10 protein-coding genes are annotated in these 11608 nt (G+C 48.3%); 6 read left to right on the top strand and 4 right to left on the bottom strand.

The genetic code is table 11. The features are described 5' to 3' along the window. Positions 1–85: 85 nt before the first annotated feature. From QUA50_RS21295 to hemW, 4 genes are all read right to left on the bottom strand, one after another. The gene (locus QUA50_RS21295; RefSeq protein WP_333266561.1) at positions 86–1651 is read right to left on the bottom strand and encodes an FAD-dependent oxidoreductase; all 1566 of its coding nucleotides are present in this window, start codon (positions 1649–1651) and stop codon (positions 86–88) included. Between the two features lie 213 nt (positions 1652–1864). Continuing rightward, positions 1865–2137, bottom strand: a complete 273-nt coding sequence (locus tag QUA50_RS21300; RefSeq protein WP_333266563.1) for a DUF1830 domain-containing protein — start codon at positions 2135–2137, stop codon at positions 1865–1867. Positions 2138–2238: 101 nt separating this feature from the next. Next, entirely contained in the window at positions 2239–2502 is a 264-nt protein-coding gene (locus QUA50_RS21305) for a hypothetical protein (RefSeq protein WP_333266565.1), read from the bottom strand. A 227-nt stretch (positions 2503–2729) separates the two neighbouring features. Beyond that, positions 2730–4097 (bottom strand): radical SAM family heme chaperone HemW, encoded by a 1368-nt coding sequence (gene hemW, locus QUA50_RS21310; RefSeq protein ID WP_333266567.1) that lies wholly within the window; start codon positions 4095–4097, stop codon positions 2730–2732. Between the two features lie 399 nt (positions 4098–4496). Between hemW and QUA50_RS21315 the strand changes: the two genes are divergently transcribed. The 6 genes from QUA50_RS21315 (at position 4497) to QUA50_RS21340 (ending at position 11420) form a co-directional block, all read left to right on the top strand. Continuing rightward, the gene (locus QUA50_RS21315; protein ID WP_333266577.1) at positions 4497–5576 is read left to right on the top strand and encodes a PIN/TRAM domain-containing protein; all 1080 of its coding nucleotides are present in this window, start codon (positions 4497–4499) and stop codon (positions 5574–5576) included. 12 nt (positions 5577–5588) lie between these two features. Further along, complete coding sequence (locus tag QUA50_RS21320; RefSeq protein ID WP_333298833.1) at positions 5589–5774, top strand: hypothetical protein; 186 nt, start codon at positions 5589–5591, stop codon at positions 5772–5774. A gap of 1089 nt (positions 5775–6863) precedes the next feature. Continuing rightward, complete coding sequence (locus tag QUA50_RS21325) at positions 6864–8306, top strand: lamin tail domain-containing protein (RefSeq protein WP_333266569.1); 1443 nt, start codon at positions 6864–6866, stop codon at positions 8304–8306. A 69-nt stretch (positions 8307–8375) separates the two neighbouring features. Then, positions 8376–8846, top strand: coding sequence for a hypothetical protein (locus tag QUA50_RS21330; RefSeq protein ID WP_333266571.1), 471 nt, complete (start codon positions 8376–8378; stop codon positions 8844–8846). Between the two features lie 218 nt (positions 8847–9064). After that, the gene (locus tag QUA50_RS21335) at positions 9065–10177 is read left to right on the top strand and encodes a hypothetical protein (protein ID WP_333266573.1); all 1113 of its coding nucleotides are present in this window, start codon (positions 9065–9067) and stop codon (positions 10175–10177) included. A 61-nt stretch (positions 10178–10238) separates the two neighbouring features. Further along, complete coding sequence (locus QUA50_RS21340) at positions 10239–11420, top strand: hypothetical protein (protein ID WP_333266575.1); 1182 nt, start codon at positions 10239–10241, stop codon at positions 11418–11420. The last annotated feature ends 188 nt before the right edge of the window (positions 11421–11608 follow it).

Here is an 11608-nt window from a genome sequence, read left to right on the forward strand (position 1 = left end):
ATAAATTATATTGTGTTGTGGAACAGGCCGGAAAGCCTGTTCATATATTAGCCACGGGCCAGATGCCCGTGCCACAACTAATCACTTAATAATCGCCTCCCGCGCCATATTGCCACGCTTCAACTAATCGGTGAAAATAGTATTGCTGCTCCGGCGCTAAATTTTTCACCTGCGGTTCTACGGCTTTCCCCAAAGGCTGCAAACCCGTATAAATTCCTAAATTTACATAATGAACCATCCAATCGAGCAAATTAGCTACTCCAACCTGCGGGATAATTTTCATAACTAATCCGGGATGGCTAATTGCTGTTTTAAACAGAGTTTGTGACAAAGCCGGAAACAGCACGATATCTTGAAGAAAGGGTTTGAGCACCGGTTCTCCCAACTCTTCCATTACCTGAAAGACTGCCGCCAAAAGTTGATTGATTTGATTTGGGTCTATTTTCTGATTCATCGCAGCACTCATCGAACGCTGAAACAACCAGGTGACAGATAGATTCGGCTGGTAGGGTTGCAAAAGTGCGAGGGAATTTTTGTCGAGACTGTCGCTTGTCAAAGCTTCCTCAATTCCTAGAGTCAAGCGTTTGAGGTGGCGCACCATTGCGCCGAAACCGCCGAAGCTGAGGGGAGATTGGCTACCGCTGCTGTCTCCGACTGGGAGTAGGCGATTCCAAGGCGTTTTGAGAGGACTTTGACGATAGCAGGGGAAGAATCCGTAGAGTGCTCTTTGGAATTTTAATTGTTCGAGTTCGACGTTTTGATATTGGGGAAGCAAGCGCAAATACTCTTCAAATAATGTTTCTAAACTGAATCTTTCTGTGTCGGCGTCTATGTAGGTAAATAAGTAGGTGGTGCGGCCGTCTCTGGCTGGAAATGCTTCCCAAAAATATTGGCACTGATTTTGCATTGGGGTGAAGGATGCAAATATATCGCCGGTGTCGTTTTTGGGGTATCCTCGAGCGCAACTGCCGACTACTAAACATACGGCGTCGGGTTTTTTGCCTTGTCTTGCTTGGCGGACAATGGGCGAAAAATGTCCCATTGCGTCTAATAATAATCGGGTTTTAAATAAATTTGTAGCAGGTTGTGTATCGGTGTTGGCCGATTCTACAAGGACTCCATTTGGGTGAATGGTTGCTGTTTTAAATGGTGTATTTTCAAATAGCTTTCCTCCAGCTTGGAGGAATCGCTGTTTCAGGGTTTCTAGGAGGTAAACAGGGTCTATTCCGATGTTGAGTACGTCGCGCACCCAAATGTCTGGGGTGTTGGCAAAGCTGATGCGGGCTGGGTTGTATTCGGTGGCTATGGCTTTTTCTATCTCTGCAACAGATAGCAGATTTAGTTCTAAGAATGCGTCTAATTCTTTGCGAGAAATGTTCCATTCTTGATCGCGGCCTCGCAGGGTGCCGCGTTCTATCAAGGCTACTCGCCAACCCCGCACGGCTAAGGCTGTACCGATTAATATTCCTAGGGTTCCGCCGCCGATAACTATGTCGAAGTCGAGGGTTTCGAGGGGTTGTTGGCTGTGTTTGACTGCTTGGGGTGTTGGTGCGGTGTTTTGTTTGAGGTTTTCCCAGAGTCGATCGACTTTTCTCAGGCCTCCCAGGGCGTCTCCTGGCATTTGGGAGAGGATTTGTTCGGTGAGGGACATCGGGTTTTAGGATTAAACTGTGGTGGATTTTTTATAATTTAGCTTATAAGCTGGTCTGCATTTAAATTTAACTTTTCGGGCGGGCAGGATGCCCACCCCACAAGAGTTTCAAGTGCGATCGCGAACCGAGTTTTTATAATCCTACAGAGAAACCCGGTTTATGGAAAAAAAACCGGGTTTCTACCTCTCGTTGGTAAGTCTAAGGAATTATCTTCAATCAGCCGTGGTTAATTCTTCAACTCGCAGCCGATCGCACAAAATTCGCTCGCACACTATAGCACCCGTATCCGCACTCCTGCAAACTTCTAACTGAGCTTCCGGCAGCGCTTCAAACAAAAAACGTTCCCCCGGAAACACTGTCCGCTCAAAATACCAATTAGGAATATTTGTAATGCGAGCGATTTGCACTTTGCTAGTATTATTAAGATACCAACACAAAATGCGCGTATGACCTTCGGAAATTACCTGATTTAGTGTCAAATTCATTTTTTTAACTTGTTTGTGCAATTGTGCGAACGAGCTGCCACGGCCCTACACTTAATATAGCATATTACCCGTTAAAACCAAATTTTTTATACATTTTTTGGTTAATAATTCATTAATTTCGCCGGGGAAACATCAGCGCCTTCCACGTATTCCCAAGAAGGTGCAAAAGCGGGCATTGCTAAAGTGCAAGATTTCCATCCTCCCCTAACGGGTGCGTTCAACAATTGACAGTGACCAACTGAACCTCTTGCCTGTTGGTAGTGACCGCAAAAATTACACTTGGAAGCCGGATTGCACCCGCGCTCGCTAATTACAAGGCAGGGCTGGTTTTGGGTTTGGTTGCGATCGATAGTTAAAGTGTTCATTAAATTACTTTTTAAATGTTCAGTCTTAAGTATGACGGCTGGAGTGCAGTCGTGGCGTCTATCTCAAGGCTTAGTTCACTTTTAAGATTTGTTTAGGGATCGATAGAAAATATATTGTTTTTGAGACGATCTAGCTAGGGAGCAATTGAATTTTCTTCCATCGCATTGGCTGCCACGGCTTTAGAGCCGATCGCGCTTGCCGGGGGGTATACTTCCTCAGACGCAAGCTAATTATCCTCACCTAACTTGCTGAACAAATCGGCTAAAATTGTATTAGAAAATAAAAAACCTTCGGGATCGCTCAACCTCAAATTGCCCGAAAGCGGCAGTTTCGAGGCCTCGCCTAAAGTTGCGTGAAGCGGAGCTATCCCGTAGGGAATCGCCCTATCCTCTGTCATAATTTCCACAAATCCTTGTCGCCAGTAGGGCTGCAAACAACGCCAAATTTTATCAACCGTTTGCTGACTAAACTTTTCAGTCAGCGCCCTGATGCTAACTCCTTCTGCTAAACGCAAGCCTAGCATCAAGGTTTCTAACAAAACGTCATTTTCTGAAACTGGAAAACTTGGCTCAATTCCTGGGTAAATATCCTGCGGGGTTTCTCCCCCAATTTTAGGAGTACCAGGGGAATTGAGGCCAGAGATCGATCGCACCCACTGATAATATTCTTGAGTTTTGCGAGGCCTTGTCAACCTCCTGCCTTCGACGTAACTCGCCGCCCCCATTCCCAAACCGTAATAAGGGCGATTTTCCCAATAAACGCGGTTGTGGCGGCACTGATAGCCATCGCGAGCGTAATTAGAAATTTCGTAATGTTCGTAGCCAGCGCCGGTCAGAATTTCCCGCGCTAAACGGTACATTCCAGCAGCGGTGTCATCTGCTGGTAGCGGCTGCGCGCCTGCTTCAAAGTAGCGCCCGAAAGCAGTTAAGGGCTCAACAATTAAGTCGTAACTCGACAGGTGAGTCGGGCTAATTTCCACCGCCGATTTCAGGGAAGCTTCCCAGTTTTCTAAAGTTTGGTGCGGCAGTCCCGAAATTAGGTCTAAACTGAAATTGACAATACCAGCCGATCGCACTATTTCCACAGCTTCAAAAATATCAGCGACAGAGTGCGATCGCCCGCAAGCTTGCAGCAATTCATCCTGAAAAGCTTGCACTCCCAAACTAACTCGATTTACTCCCGCCGCTGCATATCCCCGCAACTGTTCTAAAGTAAAAGTACCCGGGTCTATTTCGATAGAAATTTCCGCCTCAGCAGCAATCCCAAATTTGCCGTCGAGAGTCTCTAAAATATTGCTCAACTGACTGACAGAAAGCAGCGAAGGCGTGCCGCCGCCAAAAAAAACTGTTTTCAGAGATGCGCCTAAATTTTTAGTTTGTTGAATTTCTTGACACAGTACGGCAACGTATTGGACAATTGTGCCGGAATTCTCGCCATTTTTGCGATCGCCAACCACAAAAACTGGAAAATCGCAGTAGTAACAGCGGCGCCGACAAAAAGGTACGTGCAGGTAAGCCGAAGTCGGAATGCCGGAATTTGTCAATTGCACACTTTTTTTTAATTCCAATGTTAAATAATCTGTGGGATGGTTCATTACATCTGACGCCGAAAGCGCAACTTCAAATCTAAAGTTTTAATTAAATCATCATGAATAATTATGTATATTATGACATTTTCTTACCAAAAAAGCGCTGCGAACGATGGCGTCGGGCCCTCGCCCGTGCTACGGCTCTTTTAATTTAACCTCGTACCCGTTTCGATCTGCCAAAATTCCCCAACAGCCAGCAGCGCGCTCTATTCGCACCTCGTGCCTGCTGGCGGCGGAGCGCGCTAAATCCCGATCGGCTCCCTGGCACATCCCCCAAAGGGTACAACAGGTAAATATAAGTTTATAAAAATCCCTCAGCAAATATAGCGATATCCGACCAAAGCATGAAAACAAGTATCAGCACCGGAAAGATATAATGTGAATAAATTCATTAACCTAGAACTAATGCTAGACGCAATCATAATAATCTCATTCATAATCGCAGGCGGAGGCATCGGCTATTACGGAGTCGAACTGCTGCCGAGCAATCTGCTGCTGCAAGTTACAAATATACAAGGTTTAAGTTCTGTACTAGGCTCGTTTGGAGCATTAATTGGCTTCGTGATGGGATTAGTGGCTCAAACAACCTATCGGCGCCTAGAAAAACAAGTCCGCGATATGCCTGTTGAGATGCTGCTGACGCGGGCGATCGGCTTAATCATCGGACTGCTAGTAGCGAACTTAATGCTGGCTCCGCTGTTCCTGCTGCCCATACCCCGCGAGTTCGGCTTCATCAAACCTCTAGTCGCAGTCTTAGGTAGCGTCATGTTCGGCTTCACAGGCGTCAGCTTAACAGACACCCACGGCCGCGCTTTCTTGCGCCTGATTAACCCCAAAAGCTTTGACACCGTGTTGCTAACCGAAGGTACTTTCAAACCAGCAACTGCCAAAGTTGTCGATACTAGCTGCATTATTGACGGCAGAATTGAAAACTTGCTAGAAACAGGTTTCCTCGAAGGTCAAATTATCGTGCCGCAATTCGTGCTCCAAGAACTGCAACTCGTAGCTGATTCCGCCAACGATCAAAAGCGAGTGCGCGGGCGCCGAGGCTTAGATGTACTCAACCGCATCAAAGAAACATATCCAGAGCGCATTCAAATTCACTCGGCAGACTACGAAGATATTGCCACAGTCGATGCGAAATTAGTCCGATTTGCTTTAGATATCGACGGCATTTTGCTCACCAACGATTACAACTTATCGAAAGTAGCTGCCGTCCAAAAACTGCCAGTTTTGAATATCAACGATTTGACTCATGCGGTGCGCCCGACTTATTTGCCGGGAGATACGATCGAACTAAAAATTCGCAAAGAAGGCAAAGAACCCTCTCAGGGAATCGGTTACTTGGATGACGGCACAATGGTTGTCGTAGAAGCAGGAAGCAGCTATGTCGGGGGCGAAGCCAGAGTCATAGTCACCAGCGCCCTGCAAACCAGCGCCGGCCGCATGATATTCGCCCGTCCTCAAGAATCCGTTATTGTTTAAAACTGAGTAACAATGGCCAGGGCAATCAGAATCAAATATTGCGATCGCTGTTCCCAATCTGCCCCGACTCTCTACCGCGCCCGGTATGACGAGTCGGGGCAGTGGTTTTTTTTGTGTCTTAAATGTTGGGAATCGGTAAGTAAAAACAATCCTTTTTACTTCTACGGCGGCACTTGGAAAGCTAACAAGAAAAAATAGCAATTACCAGCTTCTTCTTCTTCTTTTCTCTTCCTACCCTTCGGGAACGGCTTCGCCGAACGCGTGCTAGCGCTATCGCGAAGGCGATCGACGGTGCCCGCGCCCACTGCCCCTCTGACCTGCGAGTGGTCTACCTGGGGATCGAATCAAAAAACTACTTTTTTAGAATTGGAAAATTGGCGATTTGGGGGTGAGTGGGCATCAATATGGCGCTCCGCACGATCGCCCGATCGCCAAAATCTCAGTTTTCCACCCAAAATCCGAGTAAATTATCAGCATAATTGCTGATTGACAAATGCAACCCGCGGCTTAACTTGTCACCAATGCCGCAGCCCTATGTCAAAGTCTTTCACAGCAAGCATTCGATCTCGCTGACTCCCCAAAACACCGGCACAGTACAAACGATCGGCTCAACGAAAGAATGATGTTTGCAGACTCTGATTGTTGAGAATAGACACGGGCGATCGCCAAAAAAGGATTGTATCCTTTCACTTCGCACTGTCGTCTGATAATCCTTGCTCAGACAGCATTTCAGGGCGGTTTTCACCCCTTTAGTTCGCCAAAATAACTTAAGGTCAATTTGTGTTTTTTTGGGCGAGTGGATTTGAGCCTCATTTACCCCTATCCAGCGAAATCCCTTTCCCAGAGGGGAATACAGGTCGATTTCAGCCCAGAAACGTTTATTTTTTCTAAATATAATTATTAACAAATTTTTACAATTAAAATGATCTTGGTGAGAAATTAAAGTGCTATTATTTTTTTGAGCTTGTTAAGACTAAGCTGGACTTTCCAAATATCAAGATTGATATCAGTAAAATCCGCTGGTTCAGTGCTGCTATCAATAATTAATTGGATCGCCTTTTCTTAACACTCACACACCAAAGATGCAATAAAAAGATGTTCCAAGTAGGAACAACCAATTCGGTTATTTAGGATCTCGCATCAACAATCAATGTGATATCCTAGAGCTATATCTACAGCATCTGCTCGCACCCCAACTGTCAAATCATCGGTTTCTTCGGTGAACGTGGAAACACCTAATAAAATCAGGGTTTCATCTACACACACATCTTACCGAAAGTAACTAAAGTGGGAAAAATAGTTGTTAATGCTGACGAATGGACCCTCAGTAACGATGGGTTTAAGGCGGCCCCAGATGCTGCAATCTTTGCTAACAATATTGCGAAATGGTTTGCGGGCGATCGCGCGGGCAAATTTCATGCCTACTCAACTAACTTTGGCTTGACCCAATCTGCTTTAGCAGAAACTTTCAAAAATGCAGGTCATACTTGGACAACGGGAACCAATATTTCATTCGATTTGCCCACATTGTTAACCTATGACGGCATTTTTGTCGGTGCAAATGCCGCAAATAATCAAGTCTTAATTGAATATGTCAAAGCGGGCGGGAACGTTTATGTAGTGGCTGGGACAGGGAGCGACGCAAAAGCCGAAGCCGATCGCTGGAATCCTTTCCTCAACGCTTTTGGCTTCAAATTTTTGGGTAAATACAACCGCATTAACGGCAATCAAACCGTAAATAGTTCTCACCCGATTTTTGCTGGTGTCAAAGCACTCTTTCAAAATAACGGTAATTACATTGTAGATATCGATTCCGCCTCTCCAACCAATCAACTGGTTCTTACCCACAGTAGCGGACAAGGGTTGATTGCGACGTTTGATGGAACACCAGGAAAAGTATCCACAACCGATGAGGGTGAATCCCAGGAGTTTGTCGAAAATGAAAAGACGGGGACAGCAACAGGAACCGTAGCGATCGCAGATATCTCCTACAAAGGTAAAGTTAAGCGGACTCAATCTGACGAATATGTTGAGATTGCCAATCAAGGTACAACCGCCGTTGATGTATCGGGATGGAAAATTTCTTCGGGCTTGAGTAAGACACAATCCTTTACGTTCCCCCCCAAAACAACATTAGAAGCAGGTAAGAGTTTCCGAGTTTATACAAATGAAGTTAATTCAGAAACCGGAGGCTTCAGTTTTGGTAGCAGCACGGCTATTTGGAACGATCGGGGAGACGAAGCCAAACTGTTTGATGCCAAAGGAAATCTAGTTTCGACTTTAGCCTATGGCGTAAGTAGTCTTGCCGGGATTAAAACTCAGTTAGGCATACCCCAATTGAGAGTGAAAGTAAGTCCATCGGCGATTAACAAACAAATGGCGGCGGACAGTAAGGTGACGTTTGTCGATGCGTTTCAGCTAGCAATTCGCAGTTTCCTAGAAGATGGCAGCGATGCCGAAAGTCCGTTGAGTCTGATTTTCGACAATATTGAGTTGCCAAAAGAAGGCCGTGAAGCGGCGGCGACAGAAGAGGTGCGTTCTTATCTCAATCGACCCACGTCTACCTTAACGTTGTTAACTCCCAAGAGCCAGTATCAGGCGGAACATGGGGAAACAGTTGACTCTAACTGGATCTTCTTATTACAAATGGAGGAGCTATCCGATCATTTGCACTGGGTAATTATTGACCGTTCGGGTGTTAAAGCGCCTTACAACTACGGATTTAATTAATACCTACTTCACGCAAGAAAAATTTCAATCGATCGTTCAAAGTTCACAATAGGTTGAGAGCAAAAAATTATGACAGACCACAGCAATCAAGTTTCGACAGACGATAGCATGAGCCGTATTCCGGCGATTAAAACTGAGTTAGGCGTTCCTCAATTAACAGTGGAAGTGAGTCCATCGGCGATTAACGAACAGATGGGGAGCGACAGTAAAGTGACGTTTGTCGATGCCCTGCAACTAGCAATTCGCAGTTTTCTAGAAGATGGCAGCGATGCCGAAAGTCCGTTGAGTCTGATTCTTAACAATGTTGAGCTGCCAGAGGGAGTCGATAATGCCGCGACAGAAGAACTGCGTTCTTATCTCAATAAACCCACCTCTACCTTAACGTTGTTAAGTTCCGAGAGCGAGTATCAGGCGGAACACGGGGAAACAGTTGACTCAAACTGGATCTTCTTATTAAAGACGAGGGAATTTAGTCATTTGCACTGGGTAATTATTGACCGTTCGGGTGTTAAAGCGCCTTACAACTACGGATTCGGTTAATACCTATTCACGCAAGAAAACTTTCAGTCGTTCGTTCAAAGTTCCCAATAAGTTGAGAGCAAAAAATAAGGGTGCTACCTAGCTCTCAACGGCACTGAAACGAAAGCAAATTATGGAGGCAAAAACCATCAGAAACTCATTGTATGCAAGCCAATGAGTCAGGCTTTTTTAGTGCTATTGACCTACAACTGACTATAAGTACAACTCATATCTGAATTATGACTGCAACTTCTTACACGTTCCGCGTTCTCGACAGCAACGGGGCATCATTCGGTAGGGGCTGTTTCACCTTTGAAGGCAGCGGCGAACCAAGAATCCAGCACCGACGCGACAAAACCTCAAGCGACGGCCCCATCCTGACGGCGTTTTGGTATGGCGACCCCGTAGTTGGCGCGATCGACATCAGTTCCCTGCTTAACCTTGAGTTTAGCGATGTCGAAGGTTCCCGACAATTTCACTTCAACGCCTGGACGCTGCCCGATTGCAGTTGCGGTCTAGTGACTGGAATCGCCACACCGCAGCAGCCGGGGACAATATCAGCCCACCGGGGCGCGACGGAGGATGCCAGTTGCCGGGGACGGTTGCTGGCGTGGCCGGTGCTGGCTGAGCCGACCGTGGAGACGATCGAAGAAGATAAACTGACCGTACCGCTGGTGGATCTGGTGGTGGTCATTGACTCTAGCGCGTCGATGAAGGATGAGGCGGTTGCCCTCAATACCGCTGTCGCTGGGGCGATCGAGGGTGCCCGCGCCCACTGTCCCTCTGACCTGCGAGTGGTCTACCTGGGGGTGGAAGGCACGTTCCGCGATACCCGATTCGATCGAAGCATTCGCAACTATCTGAGCGGCACCTGCAAGGTGGACGAGTCGCTGCTGCGCGGGCGATCGCGCGGCACGGTGGCTGGCGGTGGCGCTCAGGAAGATGGGGCTCGTGCCATTGAAGACCTCAGCCGCCACTTCGACTGGCGTGCTGGGGCTGGGCGGGCGGTATTTTTCCTGGGGGATGAATCGCTGGACGCAGGCAATCAGGATGCCAAACAGGATCTATTTGATATTGAGGCTGCCAATGCAGCCATCTCGGTGGCGACTGCTGCCAATGTCCGGGTACATACCTATCTGGGTACTTCGTCCGTTAAGGAGAAGGTGAGGAAGGAAATCGAAGCTGAGTATGCCCGTCTGGCCCGCGAGACCGGCGGGCAGTCATTCACGTCCCAGGACGCGCTGCGGGGATTTCAAGAGTTGCTCCAAAATGTGATCTGCGGCAGCAAGCCGGCTCCGCAGACGATCGTCCATCCCTTCGTTTGCGGCCAGTTCTACGTCGCTCCCCAGTAGCGCTCGAGCACCGCAACGATTTGACAGATCCTAACAACTCATAACTTAAAGGAATTTTCTCATGCCCCAAGTCACGAGTTTTGTTTTCCACACGCTCAATGCTGATGGCACTGTCTACGGCACCGGATGCTTCAGCTATGAAGGCCCGCCAAACGGTGTGGACATTCAGTACAACTTTGGCACGTCGGCCGGTGGCACGGCCAACAAGATGCTCTCATTCTGGTACAGCGATCCTGTGACCGGTACCCGCGACATCAGCGCCCTGATCAACTTCAACTGGACTAACGGCTGGCAGGGCGCGCATTACCGTTTTGACTTCAACCTGTGGAATCACCCTTACAACAGCCACGGGCTGACCGCCGGACAGGCTCAGCCGAATCGCTTGGGGCCAATTTCCGGCCACAGGGGGAACGGTAACGTGTCCAACCAAAAGCGCTTGCAATGGCCCGCCCCCGCCCCCGCTACCGTTGCCGGCGGCGGCGCAGGTGCAGCGACTGTCCCGGCCGGCCCTGCCGATGTAACTGAGGTTACTACGATCCCTAAAGTGGATTTGGTGGTGGTGATTGATTCGAGCGTGTCGATGAAAGATGAGGCGACTGCGCTCAGCGAGGCGGTGGGGGCGGCGATCGAGGCCGCTAGAATTAGTTGCCCCTCTGACCTGCGCGTTACCTATCTGGGAATTGAAGGTATTTTCAAGGGTACTCGGTTCGATCGCACGGTAAGGGATTACTTGACCACTACTGCCAAGGTCGCTGAGTCGGCGCTGCGGGGACGCAAGGCTGGTACGGTTGCTGGTGGAGGGGGACAAGAAGACGGTGCTCGCGCCATTGAAGATGTGTCTCTACACTTCAACTGGCGATCGTCGGCTGCTCGTGCTTTGTTCTTCCTAGGAGATGAGTCGCTCGAAGGCGGCAACGAGAACTCGAAGCAGGATGAGGCAGACATCGAAGCTGCCACCCGCGCGATCGGCGTTGCTAAAAAAGCCGGGGTCAAGGCACATACTTATTTTGGAACTTCCGGAGTCAAAGCCAGCGTCAAAAAGGAGATTGAGTCCGAATACGCCCGCGTTTCCAAGGAAACCGGCGGGCAGGCGTTTACCTCTCAGGACGCGATCGGCGGTTTCACCGGTCTGCTGCAGAAGGTGATCTGCGGCAGCAAAAGCATCATTCCTAAGCCTAAGCCCGATCCCAAACCAAACACTCAGCCGTTCTGCTGCTGTCAGGCATTTGTCGAGGGCAAGTAGACGCATCAAGTGCGATCGCTGTTCCCAATCTGCCCCGACTCTCTACCGCGCCCGGTATGACGAGTCGGGGCAGTGGTTTTTTGTGTGTCTTAAATGTTGGGAATCGGTAAGTAGGGCTTGCTGAATATATCGATCGCATATTACGTGGGCTGGGTTAAGAGAGCGTGCGATCGAAAGTAAAGTGCAAG

This window comes from Microcoleus sp. M2_D5, from assembly GCF_036701935.1.
In the GTDB taxonomy this organism is placed as follows: Bacteria; Cyanobacteriota; Cyanobacteriia; order Cyanobacteriales; family Microcoleaceae; genus Microcoleus.

Coding starts and splice junctions, on each gene's coding strand:
- QUA50_RS21295 (WP_333266561.1), bottom strand. CDS start 1,651: ATGTCCCTCACCGAACAAATCCTCTCCCAAATGCCAGGAGACGCCCTG.
- QUA50_RS21300 (WP_333266563.1), bottom strand. CDS start 2,137: ATGAATTTGACACTAAATCAGGTAATTTCCGAAGGTCATACGCGCATT.
- QUA50_RS21305 (WP_333266565.1), bottom strand. CDS start 2,502: ATGAACACTTTAACTATCGATCGCAACCAAACCCAAAACCAGCCCTGC.
- hemW (WP_333266567.1), bottom strand. CDS start 4,097: ATGAACCATCCCACAGATTATTTAACATTGGAATTAAAAAAAAGTGTG.
- QUA50_RS21315 (WP_333266577.1), top strand. CDS start 4,497: ATGCTAGACGCAATCATAATAATCTCATTCATAATCGCAGGCGGAGGC.
- QUA50_RS21320 (WP_333298833.1), top strand. CDS start 5,589: ATGGCCAGGGCAATCAGAATCAAATATTGCGATCGCTGTTCCCAATCT.
- QUA50_RS21330 (WP_333266571.1), top strand. CDS start 8,376: ATGACAGACCACAGCAATCAAGTTTCGACAGACGATAGCATGAGCCGT.
- QUA50_RS21335 (WP_333266573.1), top strand. CDS start 9,065: ATGACTGCAACTTCTTACACGTTCCGCGTTCTCGACAGCAACGGGGCA.
- QUA50_RS21340 (WP_333266575.1), top strand. CDS start 10,239: ATGCCCCAAGTCACGAGTTTTGTTTTCCACACGCTCAATGCTGATGGC.